Origin of the sequence: Candidatus Poriferisocius sp. (genome assembly GCF_965202595.1) — a bacterium.
Lineage (GTDB): Bacteria > Actinomycetota > Acidimicrobiia > Acidimicrobiales > Bin134 > Poriferisocius.
Window position 1 is genome coordinate 674,223 of the sequence record NZ_OZ241836.1, and the last position, 24,554, is coordinate 698,776.

Below are 24,554 nucleotides of genomic sequence, written 5' to 3' on the forward strand. Positions count from 1 at the left end.
TTATCGATGTGGATCCGGTTAGAGCGATCTAGCTTGCACTTCCAGTATGCGGTAGCCTCGGCGGGATCTGAGCCGGGTGGTGGGATGGCCTTGCTCCTTCAGCCATCGGGCTAGTGAGTCTGAGCCCAGGTGCTTGTTGACCACGAAATAGGCCCGCCCCTCTTCGGTCAGTTTTTCCAGCCATGCGGCCAGCATCTCGTAAAGGGCGGCCTTGCCGATGCGGATGGGGGGGTTGGAATAGATGGCGGCGAAGCACACCTCGGAAGGAACCTCGTCGGGCAGGCAGGTGGTGGCTGCTTTGCCGCCGTGGCGATCCAGGTTGGCCCGGCACAGTTCCAGCGCCCGGGGGTTGATGTCCACGGCCCACAGCGGGGCCTGGGGGGCCCACCGGCTCAGGGCCACCGCTATCGGCCCGTATCCACAGCCCAGGTCCAGCAATGGTCCGGTTCGGGGCGGGCGAGGTGCTTCGGCCAGCAGGTACCGGGTTCCCCAGTCCACCTCGCCAGCCGCGAACACCCCCCGGTCGGTGGACAGTTCCACATCCAGATCACCCACCCGCAACTCGACCGTTCCCACCCGCCGCCTCTTGGCCGGCACCGTGCTGAAGTAGTGCGAGTCGCCCATGCCCCGACGGTACCCCGACCCATCATCGGGCTTGGCTATCGAGATGAGGGTGGTGAAACGGTTGGCGGTAACCGGCCGGATGAAAGTGGTGAAACGGTTGGCGGTAACCGGCCGGATGAAAGTGGTGAAACGGTTGGCGGTAACCTGCCGGATGAGGGTGGTGAACCGGTTGGCGATAGCCTGCTTTTCATGGTTGGGCTTCGAATACGGGTTTATGGCGACCCGGTGTTGCGGCGGGTGGCTGCCGAGGTTACCGATATCGACGGGGCGCTGGCCGATCTGTGCCGGCAGATGTTCACTTCCATGTACGAGGCCCCGGGCATCGGTCTGGCCGCGCCCCAGGTGGGGGTGTCGCAGCGCTTTTTCGTTTACGACTTCGGTGAGGGCCCCGGGGTTCTGATCAACCCCGAGATCATCGGCAGCGACGGCGAGTGGACCTACAACGAGGGCTGCTTGTCGGTGCCCGAGCTGTCGTGGGAGATCGTCCGTCCCCGCCGTATCCATCTGAGGGCCTACGATCTGGACGGCAACGAGGTGGCCATCGAGGCCGAGGACCTCCAGGCCCGCCTGTTCCAGCACGAACTCGACCACCTCGAGGGCCGGATACTGCTCGACTATCTGGATGAGGATCAGCGGCGCGAGGCCAAGCGCATCCTGCGGCAGCGAGCCATGGGTGATCCGAGCCGTCCCCCCGGTTCCGGCGGCAGCCGGAGTGGAGTCGGTCGGGTCGAGGTGCCGGATCGGAGCCGTCCCCCCGGTTCCAGCGGCAGCCAGTTATTGCCGTGATCGATCCGCCGGCTGAGATTCACCGGCTCGTCTATCTCGGCACCCCGGCGGAATCGGTTCCGTTCCTGGAAGCGCTGGTTGAGGCCCGCTTCGATGTGGCTCTGGTGGTGACCCGGCCCGACAAGCGCCGGGGACGGCGGGCTGCCCCCAGCCCCAGCCCGGTGAGGGCCACCGCGTCCCGGTTGGGCATTCCCACCACCTCCGATGTGGACGATGTTCTCGACGTGGATGCCGATCTCGGAGTGGTGGTGGCCTTCGGTCAGATCATCGCCCCCCCCGTCCTGGATCGCCTGGCCATGGTCAACATCCATTTTTCGGGGCTGCCTCGATGGCGGGGCGCGGCCCCGGTGGAACGGGCCATCCTGGCGGGTGACCGGGTGACCGGGGTGTGCCTCATGGAGGTGGACGAGGGACTAGACACCGGCCGGGTGTATCGCCGGGTCGAGGTGCCCATAGCCGCCGATGCCACCACGGCGTTGCTGAAGGCTGACCTGGTGCAGGCAGCCGTCCCCATGTTGATCGATGCTTTGCGCGACGGCCTGGGCGAGCCCGAGCCTCAGCGGGGTGAGCCGGTTTACGCAGCCAGGATCACCCGTGATGAACTCCGCCTGGATTGGAACCAGCCGGCGGTGGTTCTGGGTCGGCAGGTTCGGGTCGGTGGGGCGTGGACAACCTGGAGGGGAAGGATCCTCAAAATTTGGTCGGCCCTTCCGGTTGAGGGGTCGCAAACGGCTGGTGAACTGGATGGCGATCTCGCCGGCACCGGTGAGGGGCGGTTGCGGCTGGTGGAGGTTCAGATGGAGGGCGGGCGGCGGCAGACTGCCGGGGACTGGGTCCGGGGGGTCCGCCCGACCCCCGATGATCGGCTCGGGTCGTGAGCCACTCTGGCGGGGGGCGAAACGCCCGGTAAGGAAACTCGCCCATGGGAAAAAATACGAACCACTCTGGCGGGGGGCGAAACGCCCGGACCGTGGCGGTTTCGCTCTTGAACCGGATAGAGGGTGACGGTGCCTATGCCAACCTGGTGCTGGCCTCGGTCGACCTGCCCGAGCGCAGCGCGCCCCTGATCACCGAACTGGTTTACGGGGTTACCCGCATGCGCCGGGCCCTGGATCACCTGATCGACGGTTTCGTGGCCGATCCTCCCGACCTGGGTACCCGCAACCTGCTGCGGATCGGGGCGTACCAGCTCCACATGATGGACGTGCCGGCCTATGCCGCGGTGAGCGAGACCGTTCGAGCCAGCCCCAGCCACCGGCGGGGATTTGTCAACGCGGTTCTGCGCCGGGTGGCCGAGCTGGATCCGGTCTGGCCCACCGACGCGGTACGGATGAGCTACCCGGATTGGATGGTGAAGCGGCTGGAGGCAGATCTCGGGTCGGCTGATGCCCACGCCGCGCTGGAGCGGATGAACCGTCCGGTTGCGGTTGCGGTTCGACCCGACGGCTATGTCCAGGATCGGGCATCGCAATGGGTGGCCGAGTTGGTCGATGTTCAACCGGGGGAGCGGGTGCTGGACATGTGCGCCGGCCCCGGAGGCAAGGCCACGGCCATGGCCGGGAGTTCGGCGGCGGTGGCTGTCGAGCGTTACCGTCACTGGGCGGCGGTGGTGGCTTCTGATTCTGTGGTGTCGCCCCTGACCCAGAAAGCGTCTGGTATGGCCGGGAGTTCGGCCGCAGTGGTGGCTGCCGATCGCCGCCGTCACCGGGCATCTCTGGTGGTGGCCAACGCCGCCCGCTTGGGGGTTCCCCTGGCCGGTGTGGTGGTTGCCGACGGTCGTCAACCGCCGTTTCGCTCCGGGGTCTTCGACCGGGTGCTGGTGGATGCCCCTTGTTCCGGGCTGGGTGTGTTGGGTCGCCGGGCCGATGCCCGCTGGCGAGTGAATCCCGAGGATGTGGAAGAACTGGCCCGCCTCCAGGCCGGGTTGTTGCGAACCGCGTTCCGGCTGGTGCGGCCGGGGGGAGTGGTGGTGTACAGCGTCTGCACCATGACCGAGGCCGAGACGGTGGCCATGGACGATTTTGTGGCCCGGGAGCACCCGGACGCCGTGCCGGTCGGGATTGACGATGCCCGCTGGCGCCCCCGTGGTCGCGGTGCCCTGGTTCTGCCCCAGGATCACAACACCGATGGAATGTTCATCGCCATATACAAAACCTCCGGAGACCACTCACCACCCCCGGACTGACATGTAGCCTGGCCGGTGATGGCTGATCGGGTGGATGCATGGTTCCGATCGGTGATGGCGGGTAGCGCGGATGGCTAGCCTGGCCGATGATGGCTGATCGAAATACCGCGGGGTTGGCCGCCAAGGTTCTCACCGTGTCCGACGGTGTGATCGCCGGTACCCGCCAGGACGGCTCGGGGGATGCCCTGGTGGCGACGCTGGTTCGTGAGGGTTACCGGGTGGCTGACCGCCGGGCGGTCGAGGATGGGGTCGAGTCGGTGCGGGATGCCCTGCTGGACATGTCCGGGGGCTTCGCCGGGCTCATCGTCACCACCGGGGGGACCGGTTTCGGCCCCCGCGACCTCACGCCCGAGGGCACCGCCGCGGTGCTGGAGCGGCGGGCCGACGGCTTGGCCGAGGCGACCCGGCTGGTGAGCCCGTTCGGCCGCCTGTCCCGAGCCATAGCCGGCACCAGGGGAACCGCGCTGATCGTGAACCTCCCCGGATCACCGAAGGGGTCGGTGGAATGCCTGGAAGCGGTGCTCGATGTCATCCCCCACGCGGTGCGCCTGCTGGCCGACCAGCCCACCGAGCATTGAGGTTGACATCGCCTCACGAGGACGGGGGTCACCGCGGTTGATTGGACACCAGCCTGCCTCCCTGGCTGGATCGCCTCACGAGGATGGGGAGGTCGCGGCGGCCGGATGATGGATCTGGCTCTGGAAGCGGCTCGCTCCTGCCGGCTGATCACCTCGCCCAACCCGTGGGTGGGGGCGGTGGTGGCCACCGGCAGGGAACATTTCATCGGGGCCACCTCGCCGCCGGGGGGCAACCACGCGGAGGTAAACGCCTTGAGGGCCGCGGGGCCCAAGGCCGAGGGGGCCGACCTCTACACCACCCTGGAGCCGTGCAATCACCAGGGCCGTACCGGACCTTGCACCGATGCCATCATCGCCGCGGGAATAGCCCGGGTGGTGGTGGCGGTCGAGGATCCCGACCCCGCGGTTCGCGGGCGGGGTATTGCCGCGCTTCAGCAGGCAGGGGTGACGGTGGAGGTGGGGATGCGGGCCACCGCGGCCGCGGAACTGCTCGCCCCCTACCTGAAGCATCGCCGCACCGGACTCCCCTGGGTGGTGCTGAAGTTGGCGGCATCGCTGGATGGCCGCATAGCCGCTCCCGATACCACCAGCCGCTGGATCACCGGACACCAGGCCCGGGCCGACAGCCACCGGCTGCGGGCCGAGAGCGATGCGGTGCTGGTGGGAGCGGGCACCGTAAGAGCCGATGACCCTACGCTGACCGTGCGCCACTGGCAGCCCTCTGCCGGTGTGACCCCCCGCACCGATCAACCCCTCAGGGTGGTGCTGGGCACCGCTCCCCCCGGCACCCGGGTCCACCCGGCTCTGGAGATGAAAGGCCCGCTCCAGCGGGTGCTCCAGGAGTTGGGGGAGCGGGGCGTGGTCCAGCTCCTGGTGGAGGGGGGAGCGGCCACCGCGGCCTCCTTCCACCGGGCCGGCCTGGTGGATCACTATGCCGTGTACCTGGCTGCTGCCCTGTTCGGCGGCGACGACGGCCAACCCATGTTCTCCGGTTCGGGGGCGGCCACCATCGCCGAGCTGTGGCGAGGGGAGATCACCGATGTGTGCCGACTGGGCCCCGACCTGCGCATCGACCTTCGCCCCTGGTGAATTGGTTGCGGATCGCTGCTTGTTCTTCTCTTTGTTTCGTCCCCTTGAACCGGTTGCGGATCGCGGCTCGGAACCATGGATTCGGTAGCTTGGGGGCATGCTCTCGCTGGTGCTACCCAAAGGGTCGTTGGAGAAGGCGACCATGGAGCTGTTCGAAGCTGCCGACATCCCGGTGATTCGCGGCTCGGACGTGGCTTACAAGGGAACCATCAACGATCCCCGCGTTGATCGGGTTCGCATCCTCCGGCCCCAGGAGATCCCCCGGTATGTGGCCGATGGGCTGTTCGATCTGGGTATCACGGGGCGGGACTGGGTGGTCGAGACCGGCAGCGAGGTGGTTTCGCTGGGTGAGCTGCGGTACTCCAAGAACACCTCCCGGCCCATCCGAGTAGTGCTGGCCGTTCCCGCCGATTCGCCGTGGGACACCGCCGGGGACCTGCCCCAGGGGGTGAGAATCTCCAGTGAGTATCCCGCCCTGACCAAGCAGTTCTTCGACGATCTGGGCATCGAGGCCGACATTGCCCTGTCATACGGTGCCACCGAGGCCAAGACTCCCGACATCGTGGACGCAGTAGTGGATGTCACCGAGACCGGTCGGGCGTTGCGGGCTGCCGGACTCAAGATAATCCACACCATTCTCACGTCCTACACCGAACTGGTGGCCAATCCGGTCAGCTACGCCGAGCCCGAGCGCCGCCACGCCATGGAGCAGATTCATACCCTGTTGAGCGGGGTGCTGGAAGCCAGGGGCAAGGTGCTGGTGAAGATGAACGTGCCGGCCGGGAATCTCGACAAGGTGATAGATCTGCTGCCGTCCATGAAGGCCCCCACGGTGAACGAGCTGTTCGGGGGCCACGGTTACGCGGTGGAGACCGTCGTGCTCAAGACCGAAATGAACATCCTGATTCCCGATCTGCGGGATGCCGGGGCCAGCGACATCATCGAGTTGCCACTGGCCAAGATCGTCCATTGATTCCGGCGGACCCCGACATTTTGCTCACCGGCTGCGTCGAGAGTTTCGACGGTCATTACAGGAGGCGTAAAATGGCAGACACCCTTTTGCTCACCGGCTGCGTCGAGAGTTTCGATAGCGCTACCGGCTGGGGGATGATCACCACGGTCAGCAACACCAGCTACCCGTTTCATTGCACGGCTGTCGCGGATGGAACCCGCACCATCGAGGCCGGTACCGCGGTGGTTTTCCGGTTATCGCCCGGTCACCGGGGGGCGTGGGAAGCGGTCGGGGTTACTCCTCGCTAGGTGCCTCGAAAGCCCTGGATACCTGCACGAACGCCATTCGGATCTGGTGGAGGGCGTCCTTCAGGGTGACCTCGTGCTCGCCGAGGCGGCCCTCCAGCTCGATCACCACCGCGGCGAGGGCATCTATGGCCAGCCGGGCCTCGTCCAAGTTGGGGGGTTGCTGGCTGAGGTGGATCGCCCCCAGCTCGTACAGACCCATGGCATGGTTGCCCACCACCACTGATGCCGGGGTGCCGGCGATCTTCTCCCGGGCCTCGGCCAACTGCTGGGCCAATTCCTCGGCCTGGGCCCGCTCTTCTTCGCTCAGCCCGGCCAACGGATCCTCCGGCACCTCGGGTGGTGCTTGCGGTGGTGCCTCGGGTGGTGCCTGCGGTGGTGCCTCGGGTGGTGCTTGCGGTGGTGCCTGGGGTGGTGCCTGCGGTGGTGGGGTAGCCGGTTGCTGGTCGCCTCTTCCCACCGGCACCTCACCCCCTGGTGTCCACAGTGTGCTCATCGTTTTGCTCAGCTCCTTTTGGCTTCGTTTGGTGTGTTGGTCCTTGAACGCTGATACTGTTACCCCGCAGCTTCGGCGTGCAAGTGGGGGCTATCGTCCTGCTCAGCTCCTTTTGGCCTCGTTTGGTGTGTTGGTCCTTGAACGCTGATACTGTTACCCCGCAACTCCGGCGTGCAAGTGGGGAAACCAAGCCCAGCGCGTCGGCCCCGTAAGCGAGAGAGAGGAATATGCGCATTGCAGAGCGGTGATCGGCCATAGCCTCGGCAGAGGACGAGCCCCGGATCAACGACCGGATCAACGCCCGGGAGGTGCGTCTCGTGGCTCAGGACGGGCAGCAGGTAGGTATCCGCCTGCTGGCCGAGGCGTTGGACATGGCCCGTGAAGCCGGCTTGGATCTGGTGGAGGTTGCCGAAAAAGCGAATCCACCCGTATGCCGGATCATGGACTACGGCAAGTACAAGTACGAGGCGGCCCAGAGGGCCAAGGAATCCCGGCGGAACAGCACGAACATCATCGTCAAGGAGATGAAGTACCGGCCCAAGATCAGCCCCGGCGACTTCGAGACCAAAACGCGCAAGGTTCGGAGTTTTCTGGAGGATGGGCACAAGGTCAAGGTCACGATCATGTTTCGTGGCCGTGAGGTGCAGCATCCCGAGTTGGGTCGGCGCATTCTCGACGGCATCGAGGATGAGGTGACCGACGTGGCCAAGGTCGAGGTGTATCCTAGGCTGGACGGCCGTAATATGGTTATGGTGCTGGGCCCGGCCAAGAGAAGGTCCCGCAAGCAAGCCGCCCGCTCGCCCCGTGCCTCCGCCGAGGACACGGCGGAGGTCGAGGCTGCGGCCGAGGCTGCTCCCCAGAGCGCAGGTAACTGAAATGCCCAAGATGAAAACCCACCGAGGCGCGGCCAAGCGGTTCAAGACCACCGGTACCGGCAAGCTCCGCCGCCGCCGCGCCTACAAGAACCACATCCTTGAGAAGAAGGCCCCCAAGCGCAAGCGTCAGCTACGCGGCCCCGTGATGGTGTCCAAAGCCGATACCCCGGCGGCCAAGCGCCAGTTGGGCCTCTAGCCACGGATTCGAGTACAGGGAGAAGACACGATGGCCAGGGTCAAGCGCTCCGTTCCCGCCCGCAAGCGCCGCAAGGCGGTTCTCAAGCGGGCCAAGGGTTACTACGGCAACAAGAGCCGGACATTTCGAGCCGCCAACGAGCAGTTGCTGCACAGCGGTCAGTACGCCTTTCGGGATCGCCGGGCTCGCAAGGGGCAGTTCCGCCGCCTGTGGATCCAGCGCATCAACGCCGCCTGCCGCCAGAATGGCACCACCTACAGCCGGTTCATCAGCGGCTTGAAGCAGGCCGGCGTGGAGGTGGACCGCAAGATCCTGGCCGATCTGGCGGTTCACGACCCCTCGGCCTTCACGTCGCTGGTGGAGGTTGCCCGAGCTGCTCAGCGCGCGTAATCCCCGGGTGGCCGAGCTGCGCCGCTCATGAAGTTCTCGGTTGCCCGAGCTGCTCAGCGCGCGTAATCCCCGGGTGGCCGAGCTGCGCCGCCTGGTGCACCGGCATCGTGAGCGGGTGACAACCGGCAAGTTCGTCGTGGACGGGCCCCGGCTGCTGGCCGAGGCGGTGGATGCGGGGGTCGAGCTGGCTGATGTGTTCGTGGAGCCGGGGGTGGAGCCCGGTGTCGTGGTGAATGCCCCGGTTTGGACGGTGGGTGAAGGGGTTCTGACCAAAATGGGTTCGGTGGTCACGCCTCAGGGGGTCATGGCCACTGCCCGGATCCCGCCGACCGGCCCGCTGGAGGATGGCGATTTCGTGGTCGAAATGGCCGGGGTGGCCGACCCCGGTAACGCCGGCACCATCGTGCGCAGCGCGGTGGCTGCCGGTGCTCAAGCCGTGGTTTTTGGTCCCGGCTCGGTGGATCCGTGGAACCCCAAGACCGTGCGAGCCGCCGCCGGTGCTCTGTTCCGGACCCCCCTGGCGGTGGCGGCCCCCGTGGGGTTCCGAGTTGGTACGGACCCCCACCGGGGTGACCCCTGCGACCGGGTTGATCTCACCGGCCCCCTCACGCTGGTGGTGGGCAACGAGTCCCACGGCCTCGATGAATCGGCGGCGGATCGCTGGGTTTGCATCCCCACGGCGGCCTCGGTGGAATCCCTCAACGTGGCCTCCGCCACCGCCGTGCTATGCTTCGAAATAGCCCGCCAGCGCCGCCAGAAGGCTGCAGCATTCCAACCCGCAGGAAAAGACCAATGAAACAGGATTCGGAGCCCAGCAGCAACCCCAGCAAGGTAGGGTTGCTCTTGAAAACCGTACTGGTCTGGCTGGCCTGCTTTTTTCTATTGCTGATAATACTTGCTGGTCTGGGTTTGGGAGCAATTGGACCTGGAGAAGTGCTTATTCTGGTTGCAATTACCTCCATTGTTGCTTACTTATATTACAGAAAAAGTAATTTACATTATAGAAAAAAACACAAATAGTCGTTGGGATTGCCTAGTCTTGAGCGGGTATGAGCTGGGTGGACGGGATTGTGTTCGGGGTGGGGGGGCTGATCTCCATGGGCACGCTGCTGGCCGCGGTCCGAACCGTTGTGGTTCCCCGGGCCGAGCGGAGTTTTCTGGTCCGCTTCGTGTACGTCGGTATGGGACTGCTGTTCTCGTTGCTGGCCCGGCACCGCAAGTCCTACGAGTCGCGCGACACGGTGCTGTCCCGCTACGCCTCGACCACGCTCATGAGCCTGCCGTTCGTTTGGGCCACCGGGATCATCTACGGGTTCTCGCTCATGTTCTGGGCCAACGGTGTGCGCCCGTACCGGGAGTCGTTGATGTTGAGCGGGTCGTCGCTGGCCACGCTGGGCTTTCGGGAGAAGAACGACCTGGTGAGCCTGGTTCTGGCCATCATCGAAGCGCTCATAGGTTTGGGCATCGTGGCGCTGTTGATCAGTTTCCTACCGGCCATGTACAGCGCGTTCAGCTCCCGGGAGTCCGCGGTGGCCCGGCTCGAGGTCAGGGCCGGCACCCCCCCGACACCGGAGGCCATGATCATCCTGGCCCACAACAACGGCGCACTCGAGTCCATGGAAGACACCTGGACCGAGTGGGAGCACTGGTTCATCCAGATCGAGGAGACTCACCAGATCTTCCCGGCGCTGTCCTTCTTTAGGTCGGTTCGCTCCGACCGCTCGTGGGTGGTAGCCGCAGGGGCCATCCTGGATGCCGCGGCCATCATGCAATCGACGGTGGCGGTACCCAACTCGCCTGCGGTGCCGTTCATGATCCGGTCGGGTTATATGGCTCTGCGCCACATTGCCGATTTCTTCGGCATTGACTACGACCCCGACCCGCAGCCCGCAGCCCCGATCACCGTGCGCCGCCGGGAGTTCTACGAAACCTACGAGACTCTGCGAAATGCTGGGGTTCCGGTGGTGGAGGATCGCGACCAGGCCTGGAGCGACTTCGCCGGTTGGAGGGTCAACTACGACAACTGCCTGGTGGGGCTGGCCTCCATCACCTCGGCCCCACCGGGCAAGTGGAGCAGCGACCGCCCCTCCCCCTACCACCGGTTACCGCTGTTTCACCGTCCCATGCACCGCCCCCGGACTCCCTTGCTGCGCCAGCTCGTGTCTCGATCCGACAACACCAGGGGGCGGCAGTGATTCTCTCAGTTTCTTCAGGGTGCCGGTGATATTTTCAGTTTCCTCAGGTTCGGGCAGGGCGGCACGGTGAGCCGGGTGCTTCAGGGTGCCGGTGATATTTTCAGTTTCCTCAGGGTGCCGGCACCGGTGAAGCTGGCGTGATGCGAACCCGAATCACCGAACTTCTGGGTATCGAGATACCCGTTGTGCAAGCTCCGATGGGCTACATCGCTCGATCCCGGTTGGCCTCGGCGGTGTCCAATGCCGGGGGCATGGGAATAATTGAGACATCCTCGGGCCGGCTGGACGACATCAAGGTGGAGATCGCCAGGATGAACGATCTGACCGATCGCCCGTGGGGGGTGAACATCGCCCAGCTCCTGGTGCCCGATGCCACCGTCATCGATTTTGTTATTGATCACGGGGTGAGGTTCGTGACCACCTCGGCCGGCGACCCCGGCCGGTTCACCGCCGTATTGAAGGACGCGGGAATCACCGTATTTCATGTGGTACCCACGCTGCGGGGGGCCCGCAAGGCGGTGGATGCCGGGGTGGACGGCCTCATCGTTGAGGGGGTGGAGGGGGGTGGTTTCAAGAATCCCCACGGCTCGTCCACCATGGTGCTCACTCCCCTGGTGCGGGCCGGGGTGGATGTGCCGATCATCGCGGCCGGGGGGATATGCGACGGTGTGTCCATGGCCGCCGCTCTGGTGCTGGGGGCCGACGGTGTGCAGATGGGGACCAGGATGCTCTCAGCCGCGGAGTCGCCGGTGCACGGCAACTGGAAGCAGGCAGTGGTGGATGCTGCCGAAACCGACACCGTGTTGCTGAACCGGTTCGGCCGGCCCGGGATGCGGGCGCTGCGTACCGAGCTGACCTCCGAGCTGGAACACCAGGATCAGGTGCAGATGCCCGGTCTGGACCGGCTCATGGACCAGTATTTCGGCGGGCGGATGGATGTGGCCGTTCCCTTCGGCGGCCAGGTAATGGGCAGGATCAACTCGGTGGAGCCCGTCGCTGACATCCTGAACCGAGCCTGGGAGGAGTGCCGCCGGTGCTTGCGTCGCCTGGGCCAGGCCGCTTCGCAATAGATGCCAGCGCAGATTTCGCGGCTGCCGGCCTGTGTTGAGGTTCGGGAATCGGTTTGATGATGGTCTCTCCCACCCGGCTGCCGGCCCGTGTTGAGGTTCGGGAACCGGTTTGATGCTCTCTCTCGTCCGGCTGCCCCTGGCCCGGCTGCTTGGTCCCGACCCCAGAGGGGTGGCCCAGGCGCTGGGGGCGCTGTGCGTGCTCGCGGTTACCAGCGTGATCGCCGGGGTGGTGCTGGGTCGCAGCCACGAACGGCTGGCCGATCTTCCCGGTTTGTTGCTGCTGGTACCGGCGGCCATCGCGCTACGGGGCAACATCTTCGGAGCGCTGGGCAGCCGGCTGGGCACTGCCATCCATGCCGGCACGTTCCGCCTGTCGCTGCGGTCCTCAAGCGTGGTGGGCCAGAACGTGTGGGCTTCGATGGTGCTGACCCTGGTCCTGTCGCTGGCGCTGGCCCTGCTGGCCTCGGCGGTGGCATCCGGTACCGGGGTGGAGGGGGCCATCGGGGTGGCCGACTATGTGGTGGTCTCGGTATTGGGGGGCACGCTGGCCTCGGTGTTCGTGCTGCTGGTGGCGCTGGGAATGGCCACCGGGTCGGTGCGGTGGGGTTTGGATCCCGACAACGTGACCTCTCCGATGGTTACCGCCGCGGGTGATGTGCTGACTGTGCCGGCACTCCTTTTGACATCCTACCTGGTACGGCGGAACGTGGTAACCCCGGTGATTGCTGGAGTGGTGGTTGCGATCACGGTGGTCTCGCTGCTGGCTGCCGTCCGGTCCCCGGGGCCTCAGTTGCGGACCATCCTGCGGGAGTCGATCCCGGTTCTGGTGCTGGCCGGGGTTTTGTCGCTGATGGCCGGGGTGACGGTGGAGAACCGGTTCGAGGTGTTCGCCGGCCACCCCGTGCTGCTGGTAATGGTGCCCGGTTACCTGGCTACCGCGGGAGCGTTGGGGGGAATCCTGGCCAACCGGCTGTCCAGCAAGCTGCACCTGGGTCTGATCAGCCCCTCGGTTCTGCCCCGCCGGGGGGCCCGGACCGACGTGGGGGTGACGTTCGGATTGGCGGTTCCGGTCCTTGCGCTGGTGGCCCTGGTATCACAATGGGGTGGGGTGCTGTTCGATCTGGGCGGGCCGGGGGCGGGCCGGTTGGTGGCGGTTGCCCTTACCGGGGGAATCCTGGTGGTGATGGTTGCGGCGGCTGTGGCCTACTACGGGACCATTGCCGCGGTGCGGTTCGGAGTGGATCCCGACACGGTGGGCATCCCGATGGTGACCGCGGTGCTCGATCTGGTGGGGGCTCTCACCTTGGTGTTTGCCATCGCCGCGGTGGGAGGAATCAGTGGATAGTTTGAAGGGAAACTGCTGATGGACGATAAACCCCGAAATCTCCGGGCCATGCTCGCCGAGGCCAAGGACCTCTCCGAGCTGATGGTCGATCTTGCCTATGCCGCCCTGTACTTCGGTGATCCCGATATGGCCACCGAGGTGGACAACCTGGAGGTGCGGATGACTGAGATGGTGCGGGACATGCGGGCGGTGTGCATCATGGCCGTGCGCCACCCGAGGGAGGCCGAGGGCATGTCATCGGTGCTCCAGGTCATCAGCGCCATCGAGCGGATCGCCAACGATGCGGTGGACATATCCCGGATAGTGACCCGCCGGCTGGGAATCCCTGCCGAGCTGGTGGCTGACATGTCCGGCGCGGAGGAGGTCTCGCATCGGTTGGTGGTGCGGGAGGGATCCCACATGGCCCGCCGCCCCCTCGGGTACCTGGAGTTGCCGGTGGTGGCCGGGATGCGGGTCATGGCCATCCGGCGGGATCGGAGTTGGATCACCGATGTGAGGGGTGATCAGCTCATGATGCCCGGCGATGTGCTCTTCTTGCGGGGATCGCCCGCGGGGATCACCCGGCTGCACCAACTGGCGGCCGCACCCGTGTGGGAGGAGCGGGTGGCACCTGAGGATCCGTGGATCTCCGATCTGGATCGGGCGGTGGGGGTCTTGGTGGAGATGAAGGATCTGTCGGAGGCCGCGGTGGGTTTGGCCTACTCCACACTGGTGCTGAACGACCGGGGGTTGGCCGCGGAAGTGCGACACCTGGAGTCCCGGCTGGACGAGATGAACCATCAGTTGGAGCTGTGGGTGCTGCGGGCCGCGGCCGACAACATAGATCCCGCCCCCCTTCGAGGGCTTTTGCACCTCGGCCAGGCTGCCGAGGACATCGGGGATCAGGCCCGCCAGATGGTCTCGCTGGTGGAGCAGGGGGAGGACGTGCATCCGATTCTGGAGATTGCCCTGGGTGACTCCGATGAGGTTGTGGTGGAGCTTCCGGTGGCTTCGGACAGTGAAGCCGATGGGGCCTCGCTCCGGGATCTGGCGTTGAGCATCGAGCCGGGCTTCACCGTGCTGGCCATCCGCCGGGCCGGACGCTACATCTACCACCCCCGGGGCCGGTCGGTGCTGGCGGCCGGCGACCGGATCATCGCCTGCGGCCCCGACGAGGGTCGCGAGACCCTGTCCGCCCGTTTCGGCTGGCACCTGGTACGCGAGCAAGAGGGTCTCGAGGACGAGCTCCAACCGCTGGAACTGTGAGCGTCACCTCCACCGGCGGGGCGTTCGCGTCGCTGTCGAATCGGAGCTACGCCATGCTGTGGTGGTCGGGGTTGGTGGCGTTTCTCGCGGTGGGTATGCAGATCCTGGCCCGGGGGTGGCTGGCCATCCAGCTCACCGACAGCAACTCCAGCTTTGGCCTGGTGCTGCTGGCTTTCGGCGTGGGTATGGTCACCGTAACCCCGTTCGGGGGTGTGGCCGCCGACCGGTTCCCCCGGCGGGCGCTGATACTCGGTTCCCACGCATCGCTCACCCTCAGTTCGCTTTGGCTCGGGATAATGGTGGTGCTGGGGCAGGAGCGGTTCTGGATGCTGCTGGTGGCATCGTTCATACAGGGGGCATCGTTCGCGTTCATGGGGCCGGCCCGGGTGGCCATGACCGGAGAAGTGGTGGAGCGCGAACTGCTGTCCAACGCAATATCGCTCACCCAGCTCACCGTGGCCAGCACCCAGACGGTCGGGCCTGCTCTGGCCGGGGTGCTGGCCGACACCCCCGGATTCGGCCTGGCCGGAGTCTACTTGCTGAGCGCGGGCCTCACCGCAGTGGGGACAATCCCGGTCATGTTGTTGCCGGTATCGCGTCCGAAGTGGCGAGAGGCTCGCAGCCCTTTCGAGGAAATAGCCGACGGGGTGGGCTATGTCCGGCGGCTGCCCTACCTGCGAGTGGTGGTGATCTCCACCGCGCTCATGGTTGTCGCGGCCCTTCCCTATCTGGCGTTCCTCCCCAAGTTCACCGAGAGCGTGTTCGGAGTGGGAGCGCTGTGGTTGGGACTGCTTCAGGGTGCCAACGCTCTCGGCGGCACGGTCACCGCGCTCCAGGTTGCTCGCATTCGGGACAACACCAAGCTCTGGCAACTGCGGGTCACCAGTGGGGTGGTGGTGGCCGCCGGTGTGGCCGTTCTGGCCGTGACCCCCGACCACCTGGTGGCGCTGGCAGTGCTGTTCGTGCTGGGTGGTGCGGCCACCACTTTCCAAACCGCCAACATGTCCATGTCGTTGCTGCTGGCCGAGCCGGTCTATCACGGCCGGGTTCAGAGCTTGATCATGATCGCGTTCAGCGCCCAGAGCCTGATCGCGTTCCCTCTGGGGGTTCTGGCCGATCAGATCGGTTTGCGACAGATGCACGGGTACATGGCCGCAGCCACCGCTCTGGTGGTGGTGTGGTCGATTGTCGCCGGCCGCACCGCTCGCCGCCAGACCCAGGCGGCTGGGGGGAGGGTGTGATCGGATGGTGGGAAGGCTCCACCGGTGATCGCGACGGGTCGGCCATGATGGTCGATCAGAAACATTGGTGAGTCACCGGTGGAGGTGTTCCAGTATGGCACAGAGGTCGTGTGCGGGTGAGCGGGTCCGCATCGAGACGATGGTTGAGATGGGGGTGGGGGCCGGGGAGATGGCCCGGCGGTTGGGGAGGTGCCGCTCTACGGTGTGGCAGGAGTTGCGGCGCAACGGGGATGGTTCGACGTATCGGGTTGATGCGGCGCAAGCCGGCGCTGGGGTGCGGGCTTTGAGACCTCGTGTACCCAGGTTGGCCGCGGATAGGGTGCTGGCCGGCGCGGTGGCCGGGTTGTTGGCTGATCGTTGGTCACCGCATGCGATCTCGGGTCATCTCCGTGAGCGGGGGTTGCGGGTGTGTGGGGAAACGATCTACCGGGCGTGCTACGACCGCGACGCGCGCAGCGGACTGGCAGCCGATAGTTGGAAACTGCTGGTACGACAACGCCGTCGCCGCAAACCCCGAAGCCGTTGTGAACAGGGGAAACGCTCAGTGTTGGATGATTTCCGGCCCATAGCGCAGCGTCCCGCAATGGTCGCCACCCGAGCCGAGGCGGGCCACTGGGAGGGTGATCTGATGATCGGTGAGAACAACCAATCAGCGGTAGCGACCCTGGTGGAACACACCAGCCGCCACACCCTGGTAGTGCTTTTACCTGATGGTTACGATACCCACAACACCGCCAAAGCCGTCACCGCCGCACTCAGCCGCCAACCCGCTGGGATGGTCAAAACCCTGACCTGGGACCAAAGCACAGAAATGGCCAAACGGGCCGACATCGAAAAAACCCTCAACATACAGGTCTACTTCTGCGAACCCAGATCCCCCCGGCAACGACCCACCAACGAACAAAACAACGCCACACTACGACGCTGGCTACCCAAAGGAAGCAACCTCAACATCGGCCCGGTACGCCTCACCACCACCGAAGATCTCCATGCCCCGCAGACTCCACCACTGGCAACCAGCCCAAACCACCTATCCTAAACTCTGTCGCGATCACCAATAGAGCTTTCCACCTCTCAACCGATCCTGTTTCAGAACCAAGAACCTAACCGGGTGGGGAACAAGTAAAGGGAATACTCCTAGCAGACCACTCCGAAGAAGGAATACCTGAAGCCCGGGCCTGTACCTCGAACTGATAAGTACCCCTCACCGTTCGAGGAAACACAGTCGAAGTACCAGTCAAACCAGTTCTCGACAAACCCGAACCCAACGCATCGCGAACAACATAACTCCGAGTCCTACTATCCCCAGTCCGCCATTCAACCGACACATTCACCGTACCCCGCACACTACTAGAAACACAATCAACACGATAAACCGAAGGAGCCCCCAACCGCGCAGGAACCGCAGTCGGCGTGGGAGTAGCAGTCGGCGTGGGAGTGGGAGCCGGGGGGCGGGTGGGAACATTACAAGTAGTCCTGTCACTCCAACCAGACCAACGCGAATTACTCACATCATCAGCATGACCCCGAACCCTGAACTGATAACTACCATCCACACTCCGAGTAAATGTAACCGAAGTACCAGTCACCCCGCTCCGGGACAAACCCGACCGGCGACGCTCCGAAACAGAATAACGCTCAGTCCTACTATCCCCACTACCCCAACTAACAACCACATTCACCGTACCCGGCGTACTACTAGAAACACATCTAACAGTTACATTAGAAGGAGTCCCCAACCGCGCAGGCACAGCCGGAGTAGCAGTAGGAGTAGGCGTGGGGGTGGCAGTAGGAGCGGGAGTAAGGGTGGGAACATTACAAGTAACATGAGCATTACTATTATACTGAGAAGACCAATGCGACCACTTATTCAAAGAGTTAGAATACCCGGCAACTACCATACGGTAAGCACCGTTCACAGTCCGAGGAAACACAGCCCCATTAACACCCACAACTGTCTTGGCTACCCCCGGAGTAAGATTAAGATCCCTCACACTGTACTTCGAGGTAACACCTGTCGAGTCAACATCCCAACTAACAACAATGTTCACCCTACCAGCCGACCCAGCCGAACAACTAGCCCTCACATTAGCAGGCACAGGCACCGTCGTAGGCGTAGCAGGTGGAGTACAGGTGATACGGGCACTCCTGGAAGACCACTGCGAAGAAGGTATACCATCGGCATGGGCCTGAACCTCGAACTGATAGGTTCCTTTCACCATTCGAGGAAACACAGCTGTAGTACCAGTCAAACCAGTTTTAGACAAACCCGAACCCAACGCCTCGCGAACAGCATAACTCCGGGTTCTGAGATCACCGCTTAGCCATCTAAGAACCACATTTACCGTACCCGGCGTACTACTGGAAACACAATCAACACGGTAAACAGAAGGCACCCCCAACGGCGAAGCCGTAGGAGCATTACAAGTCTTAACTGGGCTGTAAGAAGACCAACCCGACCAACCCAACCCAGACCTAGAAGAATACCCGCGAACCTTGAAACTATACCTACCATTCTCCGTCCTAATAAAAGTAGCCGTATTAGCACCGATCACAATTTTAGACAACCCATTACCAAGCGATGCCGACGCTTTCACCTGATAACGCTCAGTCCTACGCGTCGAGTCAGCATCCCAACTAACAATAACACTCACAACACCAGCCCTACCCTTTATCCCACCAGCATAACACCTAACAGATACATTAGGAGGCACCACCATCGGCCTACTATCAGCACACTTAGTAACACCAGACTGACTAACCCAACCCGAATACCTACTATTACCACCGCTAGTTACAACACTTCTTACTTGAGCCGTGTACGCACCGCCAGGTGTCACAGTAAGAGTACCAGAAGTAGCAGGAGCCCTCACCGTCTTAGCAAACCCACCAGCCACCTTGAACTCATAAGAAGTAACCCCCACAGCCGCTCTCCATCTAACACTCAAAGTACGACCATCAGCCGAACAACCAGCCGAAACATTAGAAGGCACAGGCACAGAACAAGTAACACTACTAGAACTAACCGTATCCGACTGCCTAACACCACCAGAAACAATACTTCTACTTCTCACTTCAGCCGTATAAGCATGACCAGGAGATACAGTATAATCATTAGTAAAAGTAGTGGAAGACCTTTTACTAACAATAGAAGCAGCATGTAACGTCTTACTAGACCTTTTAAGTACCCTAACCTCATAAGAAGTAATCCCATTAGCAGGTCTCCAACTAACAGTCAAAGTACGACCATCAGCCGAACAACTAGCCGAAACACTAGAAGGCAAAGGTACAGTAGCAGGTGGAGGATTAGAAGAAATAGCACTATCCCAATACTTACAACCCCAATAAATAGCTGCAGCAGTGAGGTAGCCAGTAACCGCACCAGCTCCAGTTGCTGAAGTAACTCTAACTAAACTTACTAATCTACTTGACATTTCTATAACTTTGGAAATAGCTGCCGAATGAGTTGCTACGCTAATAAGGTTGCCAGTACTCGTAGCTGCATAGCCACCAACAAAAGTACCTATAACCAACCCACTAACCTGTGCTTCGGGCTCAACATCTACTTTGAAACATATAATTTTGTGGAGCCAGGGAAACCCACTTCTTATTTCTTTGATAACCTCTTTGCCAATTTCTTTCATAGGTTCTGTTGATCTTTGATAAATTGATACACCAACCGCTTCAACTGTTTTGTAAACAGCACCCCCAATTTTCTTTGCTACATTTATAATGTACTCAGCCAGTGATGGTTCAGGTGGGAACACTGGTTTATAACATGGATGATGTTCTGTGGTACTTGGGTCTTCCGGTTCCCACCACCACGCCTCAGATGTATTCCTGCTTATTTTAGTATAAATACCACCCGGCCCCGCCGGGTTTGTAGAAGGGTATACCTTTGGAACTTTTACAGTTTGGGGGAATGGTTGTTTATAATATCCGCTTTTACAGTCATGAGGATCATGGGTGGTAACGGTTGTTGTCCCAGTCTTTTCTTGTATAGTGGTAGTGCCTGTTTGTCTCCGTACCTTTTGCTTTGATATCACGGTATATTTATTGGGAGGAGGGTCGGTAATCTTACGATACCGGGTCTCAGTCCGATACGTTGTTTCTGTGAAGCCAACGGTAACTGTGGAGGTATACAACCATTTCCCAATAGCAGTAGACAAAGGGAAAAACCTTTTAGAAGGATACTTATAAGCACCCCAGGTATTACCAACACGTGGTTGTAAAGCAATCTCAACCCTACTATTCGCCGTCTTACGAGCCGCTATACGGAAACTCAAAGAACCAGGTGCATAATTTGGAACCCTTACAGTTTCTTTCCAAAAATCCTCATAAACAGGAACTACCCTATCCTCATAAACATTTTTAGTTATAGTCTCAGGGTCATGCGCCAACACAACTTTCGGAGCAACTGAAGCCAACAAACCGGTAACAACAACAAACACCAAAAGTTTTCTCACAACTAGCCCCTTGATAATATTTTAATTGATACTGAAAGCAGTATCCCATTTATTCCTGCCCAGACCATCAAAGGTAGTGAGTGAAAACCATCTACCCAGATACGAATTACAAAGAATGCAAGAGCAGTGATTACATAGGAGGTAGTACCACAAAGGAGGAATAATAAGGGGCGTATGCCACACCGGTTTCGCCACCTGGCAAGTTTGGTTTCCTCGGTAAGTGGTGTGGGTTGGGGTGGGGTAGTCATGGGACAGCCGGGATAGTTCGAGTAGTAACCCTCTCAGGGTCATGCGCCAGCACAACCTTAGGAGCAACTGAAGCCAACAAACCGGTAACAACAACAAACACCAATGCTTTTCTCACAACTACTCCTTTGTTTTCCAGTAAATCCACATAGTAAGAATAATACTAAATATGAGCATACCTACAGAAAAAACAAGATATTTCACCCAACCCCCAAACAAGGAGTAAAAACAGAATATAGTCGCAAGCATAACTGTAGAAAATGCCCATAACCTCCAAAAACTTATTGATTGGCTTTTGTTGGTTTCAATACTGTTTGGGTTGAAGGTATTAGCCTCGGTTGAGGTCTGTGGGGTGTTGTCCGGGTCGGGGGTGTGGGGGGTGGTCACGGGGTTGATGGTAGCCGTTTGTGGCGATCCTGTCATTGGTGGCCCCTTCAGACTGGCGTTGAGCTTCTATTCACCAAAACGTCGCGGTCAGGGCCAAAGGGAGCCATGAGGTGAACCCCAGAACGCCTTTTGATCCCGACCGCGAGGCAGAAACCTACGATGCTTTGGTGCATGCCGGGAAGATTAGGGCCGGGGCTGGGTGCCTATCAAGTGAAAGTGCCGAGGGCCGCCGCTGCCCGCTGGGAAGGGCAGTGGCCGGGCTGATGGTTTGCAAACTCCGAGGCGATACGGGGTCTGTCCCACCCAGCACGGCCACAGTCTCCAAGGGGGCACCTGGGGGTATGGGATGGCTCTCAGCGTCTCACGGGGCCTGGGCTTCGAGGATGACCGGTTTACGGTTCAAAGGGAGTAGTTCAGTGAAGCCTTAACCCTGTAACGGGCCGCCTCAACCGTCAGGTATGCCATCGACTCCCTGGCATGGGCCTCGACCTCGATGCCAGCCCGAACCCCGTAACGGGCCGCTCAGCGAACGAGATCGGTTCTGTGGTGGCCGGTTCGGAACCTGTGGTAGTTCAAGTGCTCCCAGCGGCCCGATGGTGGTTCAGGGCCTCAAGCCGGGGTCTGTGGGGGTGGTCAAGCGGTCGAGGTACTGCCCCACAGCATCAGAGTCGAGGTGGTCGGGTTTGGCATCGGCCAACATTTCACTCAGCGGCCCGTCCACTATCCAGGGCCAACCCTCAACCAACGCGGCACCGACTCAACCACAGGCAACGACCCCAACAAACCCGAACCCGAAGCGGTAGCCCCGGTCGTCAAACCCGCCACACCAGTCACAGGCTCAGTCATACCCACCACCGGCCAACCCATCCCCGCTCAACCCGTCAGCTATGGCCTCAGCCACCCTGGGCAATACTTCTCTCAAAGCCGCCACCCTTCGAGCCAGATTAGGTAGCGAACCTTCCAGCGGTTCCCCACTCGAACCGGCCACCGCGTCGCCCAGCACCCTATCCGCGGCCAACCTGGGTACACGAGGTCTCAAAGCCCGCACCTCAGCGCCGGCTTGCGCCGCATCAGCCCGATAGGTCGAACCGTCCCCGTTGTGCCGCAACTCCTGCCACACCGTAGAGCGGCACCTCCCCAACCGCCGGGCCATCTCCCCGGCCCCCACCCCCATCTCAACCATCGTCTCGATGTGGGCCCGCTCGCTCGCACACAACCTCTGTGCCATACTAGAACACCTCCACCGGTGACTCACCAATGTTTCTGATCGACCATCATGGCCGACCTGTCGCGATCACCGGTGGAGCCTTCCGTCCTCCTCAGCACCTAACCAACCAACCCTCACCCACCAAAACCAACCCATCGCGACCACCGGCGAAGCCTGCCAACCCCAACCAAAGAGTCAACAACCTCCATAAGGGTTACAGCTAGGGGAGGGGGTTAGGCGCGGGCGCTGACCAGCCAGGCGGCTGCCCCCATGACTATGCCATCGGGAGTCCGGCGGCGCTCGACCATGGTTCCGAGGGCGGCCTTGATCCGGTCGATAACATGAACCTCGGCGTTCTCGGGGATGGTCGTGCCCGGCAGGAGGTCAATGTAGTAGCGCACCAACTCATCGGTGGTGCCGTCGCCCACGCTCAACGGAAGGTCGTGGGGAGTGATGTCGATGTCCACCAGCCCGGCCCCGGTGAGGGTCGAGCTGATGCGGTCGGCAGAGGCCAGGGAGAACGGTCCGGGCGCATCGGGATCCACCGGTTCGGGTGGACCCAGAACCTCGGCTACCGCCTGCCCCGGTTCGGTTACCCAGGAGTTCTCGCCCGGTGACCGCCAGCATACGAAGCTCAACTGTCCACCGGGTCGCAGAGCCCGCCTGAGGTTGGTAAATCCGGCCACCGGTTCGGCGAAGAACATGATTCCCATTCGCGAGAAGGCGGCATCGTAGAGCCGGGGTTCGAACTCGTAGGCCCCGGCATCGGCCACTACGAACGACAGGTTGGTCACTCCGGCTTCGGTGGCCCGGCGGCGAGCTTCAGCCACCATGGGTGCGGATATGTCCACCCCGGTCACTTGGCCGCTCCCACCCACCAGCCGGGCCAGTTCCAGGCTGGTGGAGCCGGTACCGCATCCGATGTCCAGCAAATTCTCGCCCCCACCGGGGTGCAACCGGGCTATGGCCGCCTCACCCAGGGGGGCGAGCATGGAATCCAACCTGGTCCGGTGATCCACCCACACCCGTCCCCGGTCGGTCCAGTAGTTGCGCAGCACCTCGGCCTGGTCTGACATGGCCCAAGTCTGCCAGATCACCACCACCGAGTTTGCTGTACCACCGCGACCGAGTCCTGCCAGATCACCCGGACCGGATCGCCGCGACCAACTCCACCAGATCACCACCACCGGGCTGGCCAGATCGCCGTGACCGAGCTGGCCCGACCACTGGTGGAGACTGGCGTGTCCCGATACTCCTGCGGTCACGAGGGCGGGTCGGGCTACAGTCGCTCGTAGTGAAACCTGCTCCTTTTGAATACCACGCTCCCGAGACGGTGGCCGACGTGGTGGGTCTTTTGGCTGAGTATGGGGATGATGCCAAACCTCTGGCTGGTGGCCAGAGCCTGGTGCCCATGCTGGCCATGCGCCTCACCCGCTTCGAGTGCCTGGTGGACTTGAACCGGGTGGACGAGTTGTTCGGTGTTGCGCCCCGCGACGGGGGCATACGCATCGCGGCCATGACCCGCCAAGCCGATGTCGAAACCGACCCCGTGGTGGCCGAGCGAGTGCCGCTGTTGCATCTGGCCACCCCTCACATCGGCCATTTCCAGATTCGCAACCGGGGCACCATCGGTGGCTCGATAGCCCACGCCGACCCGGCATCGGAGTACCCCGCGGTGATGCTGGCACTGGACGGTACTGCGGAGATCGCGTCGGTGTCGGGTACCCGGGAGGTGCCGGCGGCCGAGTTCTTCGAGTCCACCTTCATGTCCGCATTGGCCGCCGATGAGTTGCTGGTGGCCGTTCGGTTCCCGGCCTGGGACCAGCCGGCCGGGTTCGCATTCGACGAGATAGCCCGCCGCAGCGGCGACTTCGCGCTGGCGGGGGCTGCGGTGGGCATAGGCCTCGACAGCACCGGCCGTATCGACCGGGCCGCGGTGGGCATGCTGGGTGTCGGCCCCACCCCGCTGAGAGCCTCGACGGTGGAATCGGCATTGATGGGTCTGGCCGTGGGCGATGCCGATCCCGTCGAGATCGGGCACCTGGCAGCCGGCGACATGGAACCGGTAGGTGATGTGCACGCCGGTGCCGATTACCGCCGCCGGGCCGGCTCCACCCTGGTGGGCCGGGTTCTGGCCCGCGCACTTTCCCAACTATCCCAGGAGGCAAACGGTGGCTGATCTGGTCCCCCTCTCTATGACGATCAACGGCCGGACCCAGCGGGGGTCGGCCGAGCCCCGGCTGACGCTGGCCGACTTTCTGCGGGAGCAGGCCCTGTGCACCGGGGTCCACCTGGGTTGCGAGCACGGGGTATGCGGCTCCTGCACCGTGCTGATGGACGGCCGGGCGGTGCGCTCCTGCCTGCTGTTCGCGGTGCAGGCCGACGGTGCCGTCATAACCACCGTGGAGGGGCTGGCTCCCGATGAGGAGACGCTCCACCCGGTGCAGGAGGCGTTTCGCGATTGCCACGGCCTCCAGTGCGGGTTCTGCACTCCGGGTTTCGTGGTGTCGGTGGCCGCCTTCCTTGAGGCCAACCCCGACCCCTCCGATGAGGAGATCCGCCACGGTATCGCCGGCAACCTCTGCCGCTGCACCGGGTACCAGGGCATCGTGGCTGCTGCTCGCCAGGCCGCGGCCACCATGAGAGGAGACCGGTAATGATCGGGTACCAGGGCAT

Annotated in this window: 24 protein-coding genes; 20 read left to right on the plus strand and 4 right to left on the minus strand. The window is 62.6% G+C overall.

Annotated elements, in window-relative coordinates:
- Positions 1–18: 18 nt before the first annotated feature.
- Positions 19–624 carry a class I SAM-dependent methyltransferase gene (locus ACOGXC_RS03455; protein WP_419919322.1) on the minus strand — a complete coding sequence of 202 codons (606 nt, stop codon included), beginning with the start codon at positions 622–624 and terminating at the stop codon, positions 19–21.
- Positions 625–813: 189 nt separating this feature from the next.
- Here ACOGXC_RS03455 and def point away from each other — a divergent pair, with 189 nt between their 5' ends.
- The 7 genes from def to ACOGXC_RS03490 all read left to right on the plus strand — a co-directional run bounded on the left by def (position 814) and on the right by ACOGXC_RS03490 (position 6,522).
- Entirely contained in the window at positions 814–1,410 is a 597-nt protein-coding gene (def, locus tag ACOGXC_RS03460) for a peptide deformylase (protein ID WP_419919323.1), read from the plus strand.
- Positions 1,407–2,288 carry a methionyl-tRNA formyltransferase gene (locus ACOGXC_RS03465; protein ID WP_419919324.1) on the plus strand — a complete coding sequence of 294 codons (882 nt, stop codon included), beginning with the start codon at positions 1,407–1,409 and terminating at the stop codon, positions 2,286–2,288. Before def ends, ACOGXC_RS03465 begins: the two co-directional genes overlap by 4 nt.
- A gap of 44 nt (positions 2,289–2,332) precedes the next feature.
- Positions 2,333–3,595 carry a transcription antitermination factor NusB gene (locus ACOGXC_RS03470; protein WP_419919325.1) on the plus strand — a complete coding sequence of 421 codons (1,263 nt, stop codon included), beginning with the start codon at positions 2,333–2,335 and terminating at the stop codon, positions 3,593–3,595.
- Between the two features lie 89 nt (positions 3,596–3,684).
- Positions 3,685–4,173, plus strand: coding sequence for a MogA/MoaB family molybdenum cofactor biosynthesis protein (locus ACOGXC_RS03475; protein ID WP_419919326.1), 489 nt, complete (start codon positions 3,685–3,687; stop codon positions 4,171–4,173).
- A 105-nt stretch (positions 4,174–4,278) separates the two neighbouring features.
- Positions 4,279–5,262, plus strand: coding sequence for a bifunctional diaminohydroxyphosphoribosylaminopyrimidine deaminase/5-amino-6-(5-phosphoribosylamino)uracil reductase RibD (ribD, locus tag ACOGXC_RS03480; RefSeq protein ID WP_419919327.1), 984 nt, complete (start codon positions 4,279–4,281; stop codon positions 5,260–5,262).
- 97 nt (positions 5,263–5,359) lie between these two features.
- A complete protein-coding gene (hisG, locus tag ACOGXC_RS03485; RefSeq protein ID WP_419919328.1) occupies positions 5,360–6,235 on the plus strand; it encodes an ATP phosphoribosyltransferase in 876 nt (291 codons plus the stop codon).
- A 71-nt stretch (positions 6,236–6,306) separates the two neighbouring features.
- Entirely contained in the window at positions 6,307–6,522 is a 216-nt protein-coding gene (locus tag ACOGXC_RS03490; RefSeq protein ID WP_419919329.1) for a cold shock domain-containing protein, read from the plus strand.
- On the opposite strand, the gene ACOGXC_RS03495 is transcribed toward ACOGXC_RS03490, so the two are convergent.
- Positions 6,509–6,979, minus strand: a complete 471-nt coding sequence (locus ACOGXC_RS03495; RefSeq protein ID WP_419919330.1) for a DUF1844 domain-containing protein — start codon at positions 6,977–6,979, stop codon at positions 6,509–6,511. The genes ACOGXC_RS03490 and ACOGXC_RS03495 overlap by 14 nt on opposite strands.
- 290 nt (positions 6,980–7,269) lie before the next feature.
- Between ACOGXC_RS03495 and infC the strand changes: the two genes are divergently transcribed.
- From infC to ACOGXC_RS03550, 11 genes are all read left to right on the plus strand, one after another.
- Positions 7,270–7,890 carry a translation initiation factor IF-3 gene (gene infC, locus ACOGXC_RS03500; RefSeq protein WP_419920004.1) on the plus strand — a complete coding sequence of 207 codons (621 nt, stop codon included), beginning with the start codon at positions 7,270–7,272 and terminating at the stop codon, positions 7,888–7,890.
- A 1-nt stretch (position 7,891) separates the two neighbouring features.
- Positions 7,892–8,086, plus strand: coding sequence for a 50S ribosomal protein L35 (rpmI, locus tag ACOGXC_RS03505; RefSeq protein WP_419919331.1), 195 nt, complete (start codon positions 7,892–7,894; stop codon positions 8,084–8,086).
- Between the two features lie 30 nt (positions 8,087–8,116).
- Complete coding sequence (gene rplT / locus ACOGXC_RS03510; protein WP_419919332.1) at positions 8,117–8,476, plus strand: 50S ribosomal protein L20; 360 nt, start codon at positions 8,117–8,119, stop codon at positions 8,474–8,476.
- 40 nt (positions 8,477–8,516) lie between these two features.
- Entirely contained in the window at positions 8,517–9,272 is a 756-nt protein-coding gene (locus ACOGXC_RS03515) for a TrmH family RNA methyltransferase (RefSeq protein ID WP_419919333.1), read from the plus strand.
- Positions 9,269–9,496 carry a hypothetical protein gene (locus tag ACOGXC_RS03520; RefSeq protein ID WP_419919334.1) on the plus strand — a complete coding sequence of 76 codons (228 nt, stop codon included), beginning with the start codon at positions 9,269–9,271 and terminating at the stop codon, positions 9,494–9,496. Before ACOGXC_RS03515 ends, ACOGXC_RS03520 begins: the two co-directional genes overlap by 4 nt.
- A 29-nt stretch (positions 9,497–9,525) precedes the next feature.
- A complete protein-coding gene (locus ACOGXC_RS03525) occupies positions 9,526–10,671 on the plus strand; it encodes a hypothetical protein (RefSeq protein WP_419919335.1) in 1,146 nt (381 codons plus the stop codon).
- 137 nt (positions 10,672–10,808) lie between these two features.
- Positions 10,809–11,741 (plus strand): NAD(P)H-dependent flavin oxidoreductase, encoded by a 933-nt coding sequence (locus tag ACOGXC_RS03530; protein WP_419919336.1) that lies wholly within the window; start codon positions 10,809–10,811, stop codon positions 11,739–11,741.
- Between the two features lie 112 nt (positions 11,742–11,853).
- A complete protein-coding gene (locus tag ACOGXC_RS03535) occupies positions 11,854–13,086 on the plus strand; it encodes a magnesium transporter (RefSeq protein WP_419919337.1) in 1,233 nt (410 codons plus the stop codon).
- A gap of 18 nt (positions 13,087–13,104) precedes the next feature.
- Positions 13,105–14,331, plus strand: a complete 1,227-nt coding sequence (locus tag ACOGXC_RS03540; RefSeq protein ID WP_419919338.1) for a potassium channel family protein — start codon at positions 13,105–13,107, stop codon at positions 14,329–14,331.
- Complete coding sequence (locus ACOGXC_RS03545) at positions 14,328–15,572, plus strand: MFS transporter (protein WP_419919339.1); 1,245 nt, start codon at positions 14,328–14,330, stop codon at positions 15,570–15,572. The genes ACOGXC_RS03540 and ACOGXC_RS03545 overlap by 4 nt, the downstream gene beginning before the upstream one ends.
- Positions 15,573–15,666: 94 nt before the next feature.
- A complete protein-coding gene (locus ACOGXC_RS03550) occupies positions 15,667–16,611 on the plus strand; it encodes an IS30 family transposase (RefSeq protein ID WP_419919340.1) in 945 nt (314 codons plus the stop codon).
- 4,898 nt (positions 16,612–21,509) lie between these two features.
- On the opposite strand, the gene ACOGXC_RS03555 is transcribed toward ACOGXC_RS03550, so the two are convergent.
- Entirely contained in the window at positions 21,510–21,899 is a 390-nt protein-coding gene (locus ACOGXC_RS03555) for a helix-turn-helix domain-containing protein (protein WP_419919341.1), read from the minus strand.
- A gap of 212 nt (positions 21,900–22,111) precedes the next feature.
- Positions 22,112–23,143, minus strand: a complete 1,032-nt coding sequence (locus ACOGXC_RS03560) for a class I SAM-dependent methyltransferase (RefSeq protein WP_419919342.1) — start codon at positions 23,141–23,143, stop codon at positions 22,112–22,114.
- 29 nt (positions 23,144–23,172) lie between these two features.
- Here ACOGXC_RS03560 and ACOGXC_RS03565 point away from each other — a divergent pair, with 29 nt between their 5' ends.
- Both ACOGXC_RS03565 and ACOGXC_RS03570 read left to right on the plus strand, forming a co-directional pair.
- Positions 23,173–24,057, plus strand: coding sequence for an FAD binding domain-containing protein (locus ACOGXC_RS03565; protein ID WP_419919343.1), 885 nt, complete (start codon positions 23,173–23,175; stop codon positions 24,055–24,057).
- Between the two features lie 16 nt (positions 24,058–24,073).
- The gene (locus ACOGXC_RS03570) at positions 24,074–24,535 is read left to right on the plus strand and encodes a (2Fe-2S)-binding protein (RefSeq protein ID WP_419920005.1); all 462 of its coding nucleotides are present in this window, start codon (positions 24,074–24,076) and stop codon (positions 24,533–24,535) included.
- The last annotated feature ends 19 nt before the right edge of the window (positions 24,536–24,554 follow it).

What these genes read in the sequence shown, in the direction of transcription:
- def (WP_419919323.1), top strand. Translation starts at nt 814, where the DNA reads ATGGTTGGGCTTCGAATACGGGTTTATGGCGACCCGGTGTTGCGGCGG.
- ACOGXC_RS03535 (WP_419919337.1), top strand. Translation starts at nt 11,854, where the DNA reads ATGCTCTCTCTCGTCCGGCTGCCCCTGGCCCGGCTGCTTGGTCCCGAC.
- ACOGXC_RS03455 (WP_419919322.1), bottom strand. Translation starts at nt 624, where the DNA reads ATGGGCGACTCGCACTACTTCAGCACGGTGCCGGCCAAGAGGCGGCGG.
- ACOGXC_RS03570 (WP_419920005.1), top strand. Translation starts at nt 24,074, where the DNA reads ATGACGATCAACGGCCGGACCCAGCGGGGGTCGGCCGAGCCCCGGCTG.
- ACOGXC_RS03525 (WP_419919335.1), top strand. Translation starts at nt 9,526, where the DNA reads ATGAGCTGGGTGGACGGGATTGTGTTCGGGGTGGGGGGGCTGATCTCC.
- ACOGXC_RS03540 (WP_419919338.1), top strand. Translation starts at nt 13,105, where the DNA reads ATGGACGATAAACCCCGAAATCTCCGGGCCATGCTCGCCGAGGCCAAG.
- ACOGXC_RS03470 (WP_419919325.1), top strand. Translation starts at nt 2,333, where the DNA reads ATGGGAAAAAATACGAACCACTCTGGCGGGGGGCGAAACGCCCGGACC.
- hisG (WP_419919328.1), top strand. Translation starts at nt 5,360, where the DNA reads ATGCTCTCGCTGGTGCTACCCAAAGGGTCGTTGGAGAAGGCGACCATG.
- ACOGXC_RS03520 (WP_419919334.1), top strand. Translation starts at nt 9,269, where the DNA reads ATGAAACAGGATTCGGAGCCCAGCAGCAACCCCAGCAAGGTAGGGTTG.
- rpmI (WP_419919331.1), top strand. Translation starts at nt 7,892, where the DNA reads ATGCCCAAGATGAAAACCCACCGAGGCGCGGCCAAGCGGTTCAAGACC.
- ribD (WP_419919327.1), top strand. Translation starts at nt 4,279, where the DNA reads ATGATGGATCTGGCTCTGGAAGCGGCTCGCTCCTGCCGGCTGATCACC.
- ACOGXC_RS03550 (WP_419919340.1), top strand. Translation starts at nt 15,667, where the DNA reads ATGGCACAGAGGTCGTGTGCGGGTGAGCGGGTCCGCATCGAGACGATG.
- ACOGXC_RS03490 (WP_419919329.1), top strand. Translation starts at nt 6,307, where the DNA reads ATGGCAGACACCCTTTTGCTCACCGGCTGCGTCGAGAGTTTCGATAGC.
- ACOGXC_RS03555 (WP_419919341.1), bottom strand. Translation starts at nt 21,899, where the DNA reads ATGGCACAGAGGTTGTGTGCGAGCGAGCGGGCCCACATCGAGACGATG.
- rplT (WP_419919332.1), top strand. Translation starts at nt 8,117, where the DNA reads ATGGCCAGGGTCAAGCGCTCCGTTCCCGCCCGCAAGCGCCGCAAGGCG.
- ACOGXC_RS03475 (WP_419919326.1), top strand. Translation starts at nt 3,685, where the DNA reads ATGGCTGATCGAAATACCGCGGGGTTGGCCGCCAAGGTTCTCACCGTG.